The 13,769-nt window shown below is 66.3% G+C and carries 12 protein-coding genes; 5 read left to right on the top strand and 7 right to left on the bottom strand.

Going from position 1 to position 13,769, the window contains the following annotated elements; all coding sequences use genetic code 11:
• Nucleotides 1-38 precede the first annotated feature (38 nt).
• The 4 genes from E1N52_RS25470 to ribA form a co-directional block, all read right to left on the bottom strand.
• Nucleotides 39-737, bottom strand: a complete 699-nt coding sequence (locus E1N52_RS25470) for a response regulator transcription factor (RefSeq protein WP_133185573.1) — start codon at nt 735-737, stop codon at nt 39-41.
• Nucleotides 738-990: 253 nt separating this feature from the next.
• A complete protein-coding gene (locus E1N52_RS25465; protein WP_246089216.1) occupies nt 991-1,377 on the bottom strand; it encodes a peptidase in 387 nt (128 codons plus the stop codon).
• A 774-nt stretch (nt 1,378-2,151) separates the two neighbouring features.
• Nucleotides 2,152-3,099: an SH3 domain-containing protein gene (locus E1N52_RS25460; protein ID WP_133185570.1), complete on the bottom strand. Its 948-nt coding sequence runs from the start codon at nt 3,097-3,099 to the stop codon at nt 2,152-2,154.
• 81 nt (nt 3,100-3,180) lie between these two features.
• Complete coding sequence (ribA, locus tag E1N52_RS25455) at nt 3,181-3,828, bottom strand: GTP cyclohydrolase II (protein WP_035513597.1); 648 nt, start codon at nt 3,826-3,828, stop codon at nt 3,181-3,183.
• 276 nt (nt 3,829-4,104) lie between these two features.
• Between ribA and E1N52_RS25450 the strand changes: the two genes are divergently transcribed.
• On the top strand, nt 4,105-4,551 hold the full coding sequence (locus E1N52_RS25450; protein WP_133185568.1) for a CBS domain-containing protein: 447 nt from the start codon (nt 4,105-4,107) through the stop codon (nt 4,549-4,551).
• 369 nt (nt 4,552-4,920) lie between these two features.
• Here the strand turns inward: E1N52_RS25450 and E1N52_RS25445 are convergent, their stop codons facing one another.
• Together E1N52_RS25445 and E1N52_RS25440 are read right to left on the bottom strand one after the other, a co-directional pair.
• Complete coding sequence (locus E1N52_RS25445; protein ID WP_028205576.1) at nt 4,921-5,262, bottom strand: DUF4148 domain-containing protein; 342 nt, start codon at nt 5,260-5,262, stop codon at nt 4,921-4,923.
• Nucleotides 5,263-5,478: 216 nt separating this feature from the next.
• Nucleotides 5,479-6,099 (bottom strand): DNA-3-methyladenine glycosylase, encoded by a 621-nt coding sequence (locus E1N52_RS25440; RefSeq protein ID WP_133185566.1) that lies wholly within the window; start codon nt 6,097-6,099, stop codon nt 5,479-5,481.
• Nucleotides 6,100-6,262: 163 nt separating this feature from the next.
• Between E1N52_RS25440 and E1N52_RS25435 the strand changes: the two genes are divergently transcribed.
• Nucleotides 6,263-6,655 (top strand): thioredoxin domain-containing protein, encoded by a 393-nt coding sequence (locus tag E1N52_RS25435; RefSeq protein ID WP_133185564.1) that lies wholly within the window; start codon nt 6,263-6,265, stop codon nt 6,653-6,655.
• 7 nt (nt 6,656-6,662) lie between these two features.
• Here E1N52_RS25435 and prpR read toward each other — a convergent pair whose 3' ends face one another.
• Nucleotides 6,663-8,717 (bottom strand): propionate catabolism operon regulatory protein PrpR, encoded by a 2,055-nt coding sequence (gene prpR / locus E1N52_RS25430; RefSeq protein WP_246089215.1) that lies wholly within the window; start codon nt 8,715-8,717, stop codon nt 6,663-6,665.
• 215 nt (nt 8,718-8,932) lie between these two features.
• Here prpR and prpB point away from each other — a divergent pair, with 215 nt between their 5' ends.
• The 3 genes from prpB to acnD all read left to right on the top strand — a co-directional run bounded on the left by prpB (nt 8,933) and on the right by acnD (nt 13,721).
• Entirely contained in the window at nt 8,933-9,823 is an 891-nt protein-coding gene (gene prpB, locus E1N52_RS25425) for a methylisocitrate lyase (protein ID WP_133185563.1), read from the top strand.
• A 49-nt stretch (nt 9,824-9,872) separates the two neighbouring features.
• On the top strand, nt 9,873-11,039 hold the full coding sequence (prpC, locus tag E1N52_RS25420) for a bifunctional 2-methylcitrate synthase/citrate synthase (RefSeq protein WP_133185561.1): 1,167 nt from the start codon (nt 9,873-9,875) through the stop codon (nt 11,037-11,039).
• A gap of 84 nt (nt 11,040-11,123) precedes the next feature.
• The gene (gene acnD, locus E1N52_RS25415) at nt 11,124-13,721 is read left to right on the top strand and encodes a Fe/S-dependent 2-methylisocitrate dehydratase AcnD (protein WP_133185645.1); all 2,598 of its coding nucleotides are present in this window, start codon (nt 11,124-11,126) and stop codon (nt 13,719-13,721) included.
• Nucleotides 13,722-13,769: the final 48 nt, after the last annotated feature.

Here is a 13,769-nt window from a genome sequence, read left to right as displayed (position 1 = left end):
GAACGGCGCCGCAGAGGCGCGCACCGCACGCATGCCCCTCACGCGTTGTCCCCCTCGATACGCTCGAGCCGGTAACCGTAGCCGTAGATCGGCGTGAGGCGATAGCCGTTCTCGGGACGCAGGCCGAGCTTCGAGCGCAGCATGGAGACGTGCGTATCCATCGTGCGCGACGGAATGTCGTCGGACTGCTTCCAGATCACGTCGAGAATGTGCGCGCGCGACAGCGGACGGCTCAGATGCTGAAACAGCAGCAGCGCGAGATCGAACTCCTTCTGCGTGAGCGCGACGCTGCGGCCGCTCACCGAAGCCTGGCGCGACTTCAGGTCGAACTCGTACTCGCCGAAGGTTTCCTTGAGCGCGGGCGCGTGCAGCTGATACGCGCGGCGCAGCAGCGAGTTGACGCGGGCGCTCAGCACCGGCGCAGAGACGGGCTTGACGACGTAGTCGTCGGCGCCGGCGTTGAGCATTTGCGCGATGTCGACCTCGCGGCTGCGGCTCGTCATGAAGAGCACCGGCAGGCGCGTGGAGAGGCTCTGCCGCACCCAGTGCAGCACTTCGTCGCCCGCCATGTCGGGCACGTTCCAGTCGAGCACGAGCAGATCGAACGTCTGCCGCCGAAGCTGCCTGACGAGTTCGCCGCCCTTGGCGAACGCGTGGCAGGCGTGGCCCGCCGCGCTCAAGGCCTGGCAGACGAACTCCGTCTGCGCCGCATCGTCATCCAGTACCGCAATTCTCATAGCACCCCGCAACCAGGTTTGTTATTCATCGTCTCAGGATGGACTGCCTGCCGGCCGCACCGCGCTGCGGCCGGAAGCATCGTCTGGCGAGGTCTGGCTCGCGAACCGGCGCCGGGTCGCGGGCCAACCACTCTGGATCTGTCGGCACGCGGGACCCGCCGTGCGCCAAAGCCCGCAACTTTCGCCGCGTCTCGAAAAAAATAGGAGCGCGAGGCCGCGCTCGACTTCGGTGAACAGATCGCTCTCATGTTAATCACTCATGGTAGTCGAATTTACCTTCGTTCGAACCGGGTTTGGCCGCCTCGCCCGCGGGCGACGGCAATCCCGAGAGCAGCGCGGTCAGATGGGAGCGCACGTGCTCCCATGCCGCGTGCGCATAGTCGGGCTGCGCGGCCGCCCGCGACTGCGCCATGACGAACACACGTAGCACCGTAGACGAACACTGTGTCAGGCGCTCGGCCGCGACGAAGCGCGAAAGGTGCAGTGCTTCGCTGAGCCAGGGAAGTTCGGCCGCGCAAGAATCGGCGTAGGCCTCCATCGCGGCGCGCGCATGACGGTCGCGCGCGAGGTCGAGCTCGATGCGGTCGAACTCGCGGCCACCGTCGGGGCCGTCCACGCGCGAGCCCGGTGGAAAACGCATACGGCCGGATCGGAAAAACATGTAGCCCCCGTGAAGACAAGCAGGCAGAACGGCAGAAGTGAAGCGGCCAGGTGTTGATCCGCGGACGCAACAGCGTCGAGCCGCTCGCAATGCGCGAAGCGGCGAAAAGAATGCGTTCAGAAGTGCGGAAAAAATGTGGCGACGGCCGCGTGCTACGCACTGCGTGGTCTCCGGATTCCGCCCCCGGAGTCGGACCGCCAGCGCAGTCATCGTCGTACGCGGCGCGAGCCCCGCTGCCAGCGTCACCGCCCGACGCTGTCAGCGGGCCGCAGCCGCCTCCCTGCACGACGAGGCACGTGCCGCCATCGCCACGTCCACCTCAAAGCACTGGTTTTCCCAGCGTTATCCGGCGAACTCGGGTTCGCTCTGACTTCCTCTTGCTGACCACGTCGCCAAGTCCCCCGAGCGAGCCAGCCCCCGTAGCAGATATCCGTTGCCAGCGGCGCACGCGCGAAGCTCGCGTGGCGCTGGCGGCACGCGGCTGTGCTTGCACTTGCCGCGTCGACGTATTCTCACCTGGGCGCTACGAATTTACTGTCAGGGATTGTTAAATCTGTCAGGGCGGCCGATAAGCGGTAATAAACCAGGCGGATGGCATGCCTTGGGCGCTCGCTCCAGCGAGCCAGCGTAACGCGGCGCATAACCGTCAAGCGCCTTAATTGATTGGCAATCCTAATTCATGACCGGCAGACAGCAGCGGCGGGATGCTCGCCGTGGAGGTCCCGCCGCTGCAGAAAAGTGACGCTGTATGCGTTAGTGCTCGGGTTGCCGGTCGTTGCCCCGTTCGCCACCCTGGCTGGGAGCATGACCGCCCTGACCACCCTGAGGCGGCGGGGCCGGCCGCCCCTGCGGCTGCTGAGGTGCGGGCCCGGGCGGCCGCATGCCGCCCTGCGGCTGGGGTGCAGGCGGACGAGCGTAGCCCTGCGCGGGCGCGCCAGCTGGCGGCCGGCCGCCGAACTGCTGCTGCTCGGGCGGATGCCCCGCCTCGTGGGGACGCATTGTGCCCGGCTGCTCTACGTTGCCCGGCGCGCGAGGCGGTTCTGCATTGGCGGGCGGCCGTACCTGGCCCTGCGGCGGCATGTAGGCCGGCGCACGCGGCGCTTCAGGGTTGCCCGGCGGGCGTTGCGCCCCGGGCGGCGGTGCGCCGTGCATCGGCTCGTTGGGCGCCGGCGGGCGCTCGCCACCGCCAGGCTGCCGCACGGCGGGCGGACGACCCGGCGCACCATGCCATGCCGGCGCTGCCGGCGGGTGGCCGCGTTCAGGCGGCGGCACGTGCTCCCATCGCTGCTGTTCGCCGTACCACGGCCGGTCGCGATAGAAACTGCCCCAGTAAGCACCGAGCGAGAACGTCACGATCGGCAGGCCGAGCGCCGCGCCATAGTTGGTGAGCGGCACGTAGCTGCCCTGATACGGATAACTGAGATAACCGCCGTAAACCCAGCCACGCAGACCGGGCACCGAGACGTCACACCACGAATAGTCGCCCACGCAGCCCATCACGGTGACGGGCTGGCCAGGTCCCAGTTCGGCAACGACGGGATAGTCGCCTGAAGGCCCCGCGTACAGATCCACCGGTTCGCTCGTGTAGGCCGCGGTTTGCGCGCTGGCGTCGGACGACGCGAGCACAAGACCGGTCGCGAGGCACGCGCTGGCGAGCGCAGGTGCGAGCGCGCGCAGGCGCGTGTTGAGGCGCTTGGACATCGTTTCTCCCTGTTCCAGCTAATTTGTTTTTCCGCTGCGCAATTACCGTGCCCGGCCCTCGCTACGGCGCTGGCTGGGGAGTTATTCGTTTTCCTCGAAGTAATGCCCGAACTTGACCTGCTTGGTGCGGATATAACGTTCGTTCTCTTCGCGCATCGGGATCGCCAGCGCCACGCGCTCGATCACCGGGAGACCGTGCTGCCTGAGCGTGTCGAACTTCTTCGGATTGTTGCTCATGAGCTTCACCGAGGACACTTTCAGCAGGCGCAGGATCGCCGCCGCCGAATCGTATTCGCGCGCGTCATCGGGCAGACCGAGATCGAGGTTCGCCTCGACGGTGTCGCGGCCCTGCTGCTGCAACTGGTACGCGCGAATCTTGTTCGACAGGCCGATGCCCCGCCCTTCGTGGCCACGCAGATAGAGCAGCACGCCACGGCCTTCGGCCGCGATGTAGCGCAGCGCGAGGTCGAGCTGCTCGCCGCAGTCGCAGCGGTAGGAGCCGAACACATCACCGGTCAGGCACTCGGAGTGAAGGCGCGTCAGCGTGGGCTCGCCGCTGCCCACGTCGCCCATGACGAGCGCGAGATGCTCGGCGCCGCCGTCCTTCACCCGGTAGACATAGGACTCGAACGTGCCGTAGCGGGTCGGCAGCGTGGCGGTCGCGTCAAGCACGACGCATTCGTTGGCGTTGTCGCCGTCCGCACAGGACGACTCAGGAAGCGTAGGCATGATTCTCGAGCAAAAACTGGCAAAAACCGGCAAGGGGCCGGGTTGAGGTTCGGAACCGGAGTTTACCGCCATTTGCTCCGCCCCGCCGCGCAGCCCCGTAGGAGGCGCGCCGCATGCCCCCGGCATAAATGGTGCGACCCCGCGCATACCCCGACGACGCACGGCACGCCAGCCGCCTATACTGAAATGGCTTTCCAATGGCTTGACGGGCAATACACCCGGCTTGCCGCACCGCGCAATGACTGGACAACCAGAAGGACGAAGAGGGGTCGCCCTATGACAAGCGTTGCACAGGTACTCAAATCGAAGCCGGAACAGGTGGTGTACACGATCGAAGCCTCCGATTCCGTCTACAACGCAATCCGCCTGATGGCCGATAAGCAGATCGGCGCGCTGCTCGTGACCGACGGTCCGGCGATCGCCGGCATCGTCACGGAGCGTGACTACGCGCGCAAGGTCGTGCTGATGGACCGATCTTCGAAAACGACCGCCGTACGCGACATCATGAGCACGCACGTGCGCTTCGTCCAACCGGAGCAGACCACCTTCGACTGCATGGCGCTGATGACCGAGCGGCGCATGCGCCACCTGCCCGTCATGGACGGCGGCAAGCTCGTGGGGATGGTGTCGATCGGCGACCTGGTGAAGGAAATCATCGCCGAGCAGAAGTTCACGATCGAGCAGCTCGAGCACTACATCACCGGCGGGCCTGGCGCGACGTAAGGCGCCGGCCTCTCCAAACCGCCAGACGCGAAAAAACGCCCAATCCCGACGGGGTTGGGCGAAGCCACCTTTCGGCGGCGGAGGTTCCACGCATGAAAAATCGCGCGATGGTTTGCGCGGGCGGCGTGCGACAAAGGCGGAACGATGTCCGCCTTCGCCGGTATCGGTTGGGAGCTTTGCTGGGTGGGGGCACTGCCGAGCGCCCCGGCACCGGGCTGCGCGGGAACGGCCAGCCGATGACCGATCGATGTCGCTTGCGCCGGAGTCCGGGCGACTGCCGTTCGTGGCGTTCGCTTTCACCGGGCATTGGCGCCCTGCGACGGCGCGCCCCGCCCGGTTATTCGCTCAACTGCCCGCTCACTTCCCGGCTTAGTTGCCGAAGTACACCGACTGCGACGGGCGCACCGTGGCCGGCTGGCCCGACTGCGCCGAACCCGAAGTCGAGGGGCCATAGCCGCTCGTTTCGGCTGCCGGCGCTTGCGCCAGGCCTTGCTGCTGGCTCACGCGGGCTTCGGCAGCCTGGATGTCGCTCGGGTACGTGGCGTCGTTAGCGGTAGCCGGGTTGTAGCCGGCCTTCTCGAGCTGGATCAATTCGGACTTCACTTCGGCGCGCGTCACCGGGCCGTTGCCTTGCACCTGGGCAAACGAAAGGGCCGGAGCGGCGACGAGGGCGGCGACGAATGCAGCTTGAATCAGGGTACGGGACTTCATGATCATTACCTCCATCACTTGTTTTATGCCGGCGGCGGTGTCTGCTTGCACCGCCGAACCAGTGATTTCAGTTTATTGAGACAAGAGACCAGGGGAAACCCTTAATTTGGGAAAATACACTTTCAACCAAAGCAACAATGCCGCGCGCATGGGATGCCCCGCGAGCGCCTTGCAGCGCGGCACTTCCCGCGGATTCCGCCGAAGCGCTCGAGCCAGTCACACCGGGGCGACGCTGCCGTCCAGCAGCTTGCGCGGGCCGCTCACGAACCGGCTGCCCAGTTCGTAGAAACGCAGCGGCCGGTCCATCTCCCGCGAGAGCCCGATGCGCGTCGTCACGCCCACGGGCCGCTCGGGTTCGTCCACGCGGCCGATCCAGAGTCCGTGTCCGCGACACAGGTCCACGCCGTCAAAGGGCGCCGCAATGCCGAACGCCTGTGAGAGACGACCCGGCCCACGCGCGAGATCGCGCAGCGGGACACCGGGGCGCAGGGCCTCCATCGCGCCGATGCCTTCGAGCGGCTCCAGCGCGCGAAACAGGATGCCCGCGCCCACATCCACGGCTTCGCTCGACATGTTGAACATCCAGGCGCTACCGTAGGTCAGCCGCACATGGGCATGACCGCGCTCGAGGAACATCGCGGCGTTATAGGGACGACGTCCGATGTAGGCGTAGCTCGTGGAGTCGCCCACGGGATACGCTTCGACTTCGACGAGCCGCCCCACCATGCGCCCGCGCGCCATGTCGCGCACGATATATTTGCCGACCATGAAGCGCGCCAGCTCGGCGGTGTCGAGCGGCAGGTCGTCGCGGTGCAGTGGCAGGATCGTCATCGTCATCGAAGCGTTCTCGGGGTGGTCGGCGTGGGCATCGCGGTTTCGCGGTCCGGCAGAGTGTAGCGCCGCAGCGCCCAGCTACCGCTTACCCGCGTGCGGCCGGCCATTGCGCTAACATCGTCCGCATATCCGCGCGAACCGTTCGCGCTACCCAAGGAGCCGCACGATGAACGAACAAAGCGCGATTGAATTCCTCTCGACCGTGCGCAAGCCCCTGCTCACGCTGCACAAGGCGATTCTCGACCACGAGCGCAGGGACTACGAACGCGAGTTCGGACCGGTCACGCCGGCGGCCTTCCTGCAGGTGCTCATCAACGGCTCGGGGTTTCGCTGGCTCATGCCGCTCTCGACGGTGATCGCCAACGTCGACGAAACGCTCGACGCCAAGGACGCAACTCCCGACGATCGCATCGGTGCGGCGCAGGGTGTGGCCGCGCTCTTTTCCGGCGAGGAATCGGCGGAGTTCTACGAGCGATATCAGGCGTTGTTGCAGGCGAGCCCCGAAATCCTGCACTTGCACGGGACGGTGGCGCCGCTGCTCAACGCCCTTAAGAACTAGGCGCGATTCAGGCTCGCGGCGTCTTACGAGGCGTGGCCACGGTTCCCTCACCTACCGCGCCGCCGCGCTTGCCCTTTGCGGCGGAAAGACGCCGCCACAGCGTCGTCTTGCTGATGCCGAGCATCTCGCACGCACGGTCGCGATCGCCGTTGCAGGCGTCGAGCGCGGCACGGATTTCATCGGCTTCGGTGTTGAGGCTGCGCTCGCGCAAGGTGAGCGCGCCTTCACCTGCCGTCGCTGCGGCGCCACTCGCAGCGCGGCGCGACTCGAACACCTCCGGTGCGATGGAGCGCAGCACGTCCGGCGTCAGCACGTCCTCTTCCGAATCGGCCAGCTCCACCACCATCCGCTCGACCACGTTCTGCAGCTCGCGCACGTTGCCGGGCCATGCGTGCCGCGCGAGCGCGCCGCTGACCAGTGCGAGCGTGCGCGCCGCATCTTCGGGCGTGCGGATGCGCACGGCCACGCGCGGCTCGCGGCGCGAGGCCTGGAACAACAGCTCTGCCGCCAGCAGCGCGATATCGGCGCCGCGCTCGCGCAACGGCGGAATGGCGAGATTGAGAATATTGAGGCGATAGAAGAGATCCGCGCGAAACTCGCCCGCTTCGATCTGCTCGGTGAGTGCGCGGTGCGTGGCGGCAACCACACGCACGTCCACGCGCGTGGGCTCCGTGGCGCCGAGGCGCACCACCTCGCGCTCCTGCAGCACGCGCAGCAGGCGGCTCTGCAACGGCAGCGGCATCTCGCCGATTTCATCGAGAAACAGCGTGCCGCGGTGCGCGGCCTCGATGAGCCCCACCTTGCCGCCGCGCCGCGCCCCCGTGAATGCGCCCTCCTCGTAGCCGAACAGTTCGCTCTCCAGCAGCGCCTCGGGAAACGCGCCGCAATTCATGGCGACGAACGGAAAGTCGCGCCGCGGGCTTTCGCGATGAATGCCCTGCGCGATCATCTCCTTTCCGGTGCCGCTTTCGCCGCGGATCAGCACGGTGGCGTCCGACTTCGCATAGCGCCGCGCGAGCTGACGCACGCGCTCGATGCCAGGCGTCGCGCCGCTCAGGTCGTCCAGCCGGTAGCGCGCGACGAACTGCTGCGTGCGCTGACGCGAGCGCAGCGTGCGGTCGAGCCGTTCCACCGCGCGCGACTCCTGGAACGTGAGCACAGCGCCCGTCGTCACGCCGTTGTCGACGAGCGGACCGCGGTGCACGACATAGCTCACGCCGCGCACCGTCTCGAGCGATTCGCCGTCGGCCTCGGGCAGCGCGAACGCGATGTCGGGCGCGAGTGCCGCGAGCGACTGGCCCGCGGCCGCCGCCGGATCGATGCCGAGCACGGCGGCGAGGCGCTGATTGATGGCCTCCACGCGGCCGCGTGCGTCGAGCGCGACCACGCCATCGCGCAGATGTTGCAGCACGCTGTCGAGGCGCTGGCGGCGCTGCGTTTCGCGCCAGGTGGCTTGCACGAGATCCAGCGCATTGTCGAAAGCCGCGCGCACCGAAGGCCGCGAGTAGACGAAAAACGGCACGAGCCCGAGCCGGGCCGCGAGATCGTTGACGAGGCCCGGCCCCACGACCGCGCCCACGCCGCGGTCGCGCAGGTCGAGCACGCAGGCCTCGGCGTCCTGGACCGTGCGGTACTGGCCGAACACCACGTCGATGCCATAGGCGCTCGCAAAGCGCCTCACCTCCACGGGCGTCTCGCCGTAGGTGACGAGCGCGACGAGATCGGCCTCGCGCCGCGCGCGGGCGAGCGCCTGCATCACGTCGAAGCCGGTGGGCTGCACGAGCACCACGGGCAGGTCGATACGCGCTTTCAGATAGGTGCCGTTCGAGCCCGCCGCCACCACCACATCGGGCCGCTGGTTGGGCCCCGCAGCGGCGATTTCGGCCACCGCCTCCTCGAAGCCGCGCGGCACCACGCGCAGGTCCGCGAGTTCGTCGTATTCGCGGGCAATGTCGCGAAACAGATCGCGCAGGCGGCTGATGCCCATGGCCCACACACGCGGGCGCATGGCGGAGGAAGCGGGAGCGGGAAAGCGGTTCATGATGTCCAACGATACGGTCATGACGTCGAGGGCCGGAGCAGCCGAAAGCCGGCCGTCAGCCCGATGTCGCATTATCGCGCGCCGATTTCATTTTTGAAATCGTGATTTCACCATGGAAATCAGGGTCCGTAACCGGCACATGCGATTCCGGCGCAAAATCAACGCGTTAGTCTCGTTGCGCGGAGCTGGCACGCTATCTGCAATATGAGGCGGCGATTCAATTGGAGACATCCCGCATGAACAACAAAACCCCCGCAAGCGCCGGCGCGAAATTCCGCGCCGCCGTGGCCGCCGAACAACCGCTGCAAGTCGTCGGCGCCATCACCGCGTATGCGGCCAAGCTCGCACAGGCGACCGGCTTCAAGGCCGTCTATCTTTCGGGCGGCGGCGTGGCCGCCAACTCGCTCGGCGTACCGGACCTCGGCATCAGCACCATGGACGACGTGCTGATCGACGCCCGCCGCATCACCGACGCCGTGGACATTCCGCTGATGGTCGACATCGACACCGGCTGGGGCGGCGCATTCAATATCGCGCGCACGATCAAGTCGTTCATCAAGGCGGGCGTGGCAGCCGTCCACCTCGAGGACCAGGTGGGTCAGAAGCGCTGCGGCCATCGCCCGAACAAGGAAGTCGTGGGAACCGACGAGATGGTGGACCGCGTGAAGGCCGCCGTGGACGCGCGCACCGACGACGGCTTCGTCATCATGGCCCGCACCGACGCGGCCGCCGTGGAAGGCATCGACGCCGCGATCGAGCGCGCCGTGGCCTACGTGGAAGCGGGCGCGGACATGATCTTCCCCGAAGCGATGAAGTCGCTCGACGACTACCGCCGTTTCCGCGCCGCCGTGAAGGTGCCGATTCTCGCCAACCTCACGGAGTTCGGCTCGACGCCGTTCTTCACGACCGAAGAACTGAAAAGCGCGAACGTGGATATCGCGCTCTACTGCTGCGGCGCGTATCGTGCGATGAACGCCGCCGCGCTGAACTTCTACGAGACCGTCAAGCGCGACGGTACGCAAAAGGCCGCCGTCTCGACGATGCAGTCGCGCGAAGACCTCTACCGCTACCTCGGTTACCACGCTTACGAAGACAAGCTCGACGCGCTCTTTGCCGCGAAGAAGTAAATCCGCCCACTACATATAGTTCACAGATACCTGGAGAGAGGAAGACACCATGAGCGAAGCAGAAAACACCACGCCGGCCGCAGGCGGTTTCAAGCCGAAGAAGTCCGTTGCGCTTTCGGGCGTAGCAGCGGGCAACACGGCGCTGTGCACCGTGGGCCGCACCGGCAACGACCTGCACTATCGCGGCTATGACATTCTCGACCTCGCCACCGCGTGCGAATTCGAAGAAGTCGCGTACCTGCTCGTGCACGGCAAGCTGCCGAACACCGCCGAACTGGCCGGCTACAAGGCGAAGCTCAAGGCGCTGCGCGGCCTGCCCGCCAACGTGAAGACGGCCCTCGAAGCCGTGCCCGCCTCGGCGCACCCGATGGACGTGATGCGCACCGGCGTCTCGATTCTCGGCACCGTGCTGCCCGAGAAGGACGACCACAACCTGCCGGGCGCGCGCGATATCGCCGACCGCCTGATGGCCTCGCTCGGCTCGATGCTGCTGTACTGGTATCACTTTTCGCACAACGGCAAGCGCATCGAAGTCGAAACGGACGACGACTCGATCGGCGGCCACTTCCTGCACCTGCTGCACGGCCGCGCGCCGTCGAAGTCGTGGGTGGACGCGATGCACGTGTCGCTCAACCTGTACGCCGAGCACGAGTTCAACGCCTCGACGTTTACCGGCCGCGTGATCGCGGGCACGGGCTCGGACATCTACTCGGCCATCACGGGCGCGATCGGCGCGCTGCGCGGTCCGAAGCACGGCGGCGCGAATGAAGTCGCGTTCGAGATCCAGTCGCGCTACGAAAACGCCGACGACGCAGAAGCCGATATCCGCGCGCGCGTGGAGAAAAAGGAAGTCGTGATCGGCTTCGGCCACCCGGTGTACACGATCTCGGACCCGCGCAACAAGGTCATCAAGGAAATCGCGAAGAAGCTCTCGAAGGAGCAGTCGAACATGAAGCTGTTCGACATCGCCGAGCGCCTCGAATCGACGATGTGGGAAGTGAAGAAGATGTTCCCGAACCTCGACTGGTTCAGCGCCGTGTCGTATCACATGATGGGCGTGCCGACCGCCATGTTCACGCCGATCTTCGTGATCGCGCGCACGGCAGGCTGGAGCGCGCACATCATCGAGCAGCGCATCGACAACAAGATCATCCGCCCGAGCGCGAATTACACGGGTCCGGAGAATCTGAAGTTCACGCCGATCAGCAAGCGCTAATCGCCGGAGGCGATGCGTCGTAGCGTGACGACATCGCCTTCGATCCCGCGCACCGCCGCTTACAACACATTTGGTCCCCAAGCCGTGAATACCGCCTACCGCAAGTCCCTCCCGGGCACCCGGCTCGATTACTTCGACGCGCGCGAAGCCGTCGAGGCCATCCAGCCCGGCGCCTACGCCACGCTGCCGTACACCTCGCGCGTGCTCGCCGAAAACCTCGTGCGCCGCTGCGACTCGGCCACGCTCACCGCATCGCTTACGCAGCTCATCGAACGCAAGCGCGACCTCGACTTTCCGTGGTTCCCGGCGCGCGTGGTGTGCCACGACATCCTCGGGCAAACGGCGCTCGTCGATCTCGCCGGCCTGCGCGACGCCATTGCCGACCAGGGCGGCGATCCCGCCAAGGTGAATCCGGTCGTGCCGGTGCAGTTGATCGTCGACCACTCGCTCGCCGTGGAATGCGGCGGCTTCGATCCGGACGCGTTCAAGAAGAACCGCGCGATCGAAGACCGCCGTAACGAAGACCGCTTCGACTTCATCAACTGGACGAAGAAAGCGTTCAAGAACGTCGACGTGATCCCTCCGGGCAACGGCATCATGCACCAGATCAATCTGGAGAAAATGTCGCCCGTGATCCAGGCGCGCGACGGCGTGGCGTTCCCCGACACCTGCGTCGGCACCGACAGCCACACGCCGCACGTTGACGCGCTCGGCGTGATCGCCATCGGCGTGGGCGGCCTCGAAGCCGAGAACGTCATGCTCGGCCGCGCCTCGTGGATGCGCCTGCCCGATATCGTCGGCGTGGAGCTGACTGGCAAGCGCCAGCCCGGCATTACCGCGACCGACATCGTGCTCGCCCTCACCGAATTCCTGCGCAAGGAAAAGGTGGTGGGCGCGTATCTGGAGTTCCGTGGAGAAGGCGCATCGAGCCTCACGCTCGGCGACCGCGCCACGATCTCGAACATGGCGCCCGAGTATGGCGCCACGGCCGCGATGTTCTTCATCGACAACCAGACGCTCGACTATCTGCGCCTCACGGGCCGCGAGGAAGAGCAGGTCAAACTCGTCGAAACGTACGCGAAGACCGCCGGCCTGTGGGCCGATACGCTCGCCAACGCGCAGTACGAACGCACGCTGACGTTCGATCTTTCGAGCGTCGTGCGCAACATGGCCGGCCCGTCGAATCCTCACAAGCGTCTGCCCACGTCCGCTCTCGCCGAGCGCGGCATCGCGGGCAAGTGGGAAGAGACGCCGGGCCAGATGCCCGACGGCGCGGTCATCATCGCCGCCATCACGAGTTGCACGAACACGAGCAACCCGCGCAACGTGATCGCCGCCGCGCTGCTCGCACGCAACGCGAACGCACGCGGCCTCACGCGCAAGCCGTGGGTGAAAAGCTCGCTGGCTCCGGGCTCGAAGGCCGTGGAGCTTTACCTCGAAGAAGCCGACCTGCTGCCGGATCTGGAAAAACTGGGCTTCGGCATCGTCGCGTTTGCATGCACCACGTGTAACGGCATGTCGGGCGCGCTCGACCCGAAGATCCAGCAGGAAATCATCGATCGCGACCTGTACGCGACCGCCGTGCTCTCGGGCAACCGCAACTTCGACGGCCGCATTCACCCGTATGCAAAGCAGGCGTTCCTCGCCTCGCCGCCGCTCGTCGTGGCCTATGCGATTGCCGGCACGATCCGCTTCGACATCGAACAGGACTCGCTCGGCACGGACAATGACGGCAAGCCCGTGTACCTCAAGGACCTCTGGCCGACCGACGAAGAGATCGACGCCATCGTCGCGAAGAGCGTGAAACCCGAGCAGTTCCGCAAGGTGTACGAACCGATGTTCGCGGCCACCGCGGCTAGCGGCGAGACGACCGATCCGCTCTACGACTGGCGCGCGCAAAGCACCTACATCCGCCGCCCGCCGTACTGGGAAGGCGCGCTGGCAGGCGAGCGCACGCTCAAGGGCATGCGCCCGCTCGCGGTGCTCGGCGACAACATCACGACCGACCACCTCTCGCCCTCCAACGCAATCCTGCTGGACAGCGCAGCGGGCGAGTACCTCGCGAAAATGGGCCTGCCCGAAGAGGACTTCAACTCGTACGCCACGCACCGCGGCGACCACCTCACGGCGCAGCGCGCAACCTTCGCGAACCCCACGCTCATCAACGAGATGGCCGTGGTGGACGGCGCCGTGAAGAAGGGCTCGCTGGCGCGCGTCGAGCCGGAAGGCAAGGTCACGCGCATGTGGGAAGCCATCGAAACCTACATGGAACGCAAGCAGCCGCTCATCATCATCGCGGGTGCGGACTACGGCCAGGGTTCGTCGCGCGACTGGGCGGCCAAGGGCGTGCGTCTCGCGGGTGTGGAAGTGATCGTAGCGGAAGGCTTCGAGCGCATTCACCGCACGAACCTGATCGGCATGGGCGTGCTGCCGCTGGAGTTCAAGGCGGGCACGAACCGCACGACGCTCGGCATCGACGGCACGGAAACCTATGACGTGATCGGCGAGCGCACGCCGCGCGCCGACCTCACGCTCGTGATTCAGCGCCGCAACGGCGAGCGCGTGGAAGTGCCGGTCACCTGCCGACTCGATACGGCCGAGGAAGTGTCGATCTACGAAGCAGGCGGCGTGCTGCAGCGTTTCGCGCAGGACTTCCTCGAATCATCACAGGCAGCGGCATAAACGGGAAACGGGCGGCGCAGCGGTTACACGCGCGCCGCCCTTCGTTTC

It is taken from the genome of Paraburkholderia guartelaensis, assembly GCF_004353905.1.
Taxonomy (GTDB): domain Bacteria; phylum Pseudomonadota; class Gammaproteobacteria; order Burkholderiales; family Burkholderiaceae; genus Paraburkholderia; species Paraburkholderia guartelaensis.
This window is presented reverse-complemented; position numbering and strand designations above follow the sequence as displayed.

What these genes read in the sequence shown, in the direction of transcription:
- E1N52_RS25470 (WP_133185573.1), bottom strand. Translation starts at nt 737, where the DNA reads ATGAGAATTGCGGTACTGGATGACGATGCGGCGCAGACGGAGTTCGTC.
- E1N52_RS25465 (WP_246089216.1), bottom strand. Translation starts at nt 1,377, where the DNA reads ATGCGTTTTCCACCGGGCTCGCGCGTGGACGGCCCCGACGGTGGCCGC.
- E1N52_RS25460 (WP_133185570.1), bottom strand. Translation starts at nt 3,099, where the DNA reads ATGTCCAAGCGCCTCAACACGCGCCTGCGCGCGCTCGCACCTGCGCTC.
- ribA (WP_035513597.1), bottom strand. Translation starts at nt 3,828, where the DNA reads ATGCCTACGCTTCCTGAGTCGTCCTGTGCGGACGGCGACAACGCCAAC.
- E1N52_RS25450 (WP_133185568.1), top strand. Translation starts at nt 4,105, where the DNA reads ATGACAAGCGTTGCACAGGTACTCAAATCGAAGCCGGAACAGGTGGTG.
- E1N52_RS25445 (WP_028205576.1), bottom strand. Translation starts at nt 5,262, where the DNA reads ATGAAGTCCCGTACCCTGATTCAAGCTGCATTCGTCGCCGCCCTCGTC.
- E1N52_RS25440 (WP_133185566.1), bottom strand. Translation starts at nt 6,099, where the DNA reads ATGACGATGACGATCCTGCCACTGCACCGCGACGACCTGCCGCTCGAC.
- E1N52_RS25435 (WP_133185564.1), top strand. Translation starts at nt 6,263, where the DNA reads ATGAACGAACAAAGCGCGATTGAATTCCTCTCGACCGTGCGCAAGCCC.
- prpR (WP_246089215.1), bottom strand. Translation starts at nt 8,717, where the DNA reads ATGACCGTATCGTTGGACATCATGAACCGCTTTCCCGCTCCCGCTTCC.
- prpB (WP_133185563.1), top strand. Translation starts at nt 8,933, where the DNA reads ATGAACAACAAAACCCCCGCAAGCGCCGGCGCGAAATTCCGCGCCGCC.
- prpC (WP_133185561.1), top strand. Translation starts at nt 9,873, where the DNA reads ATGAGCGAAGCAGAAAACACCACGCCGGCCGCAGGCGGTTTCAAGCCG.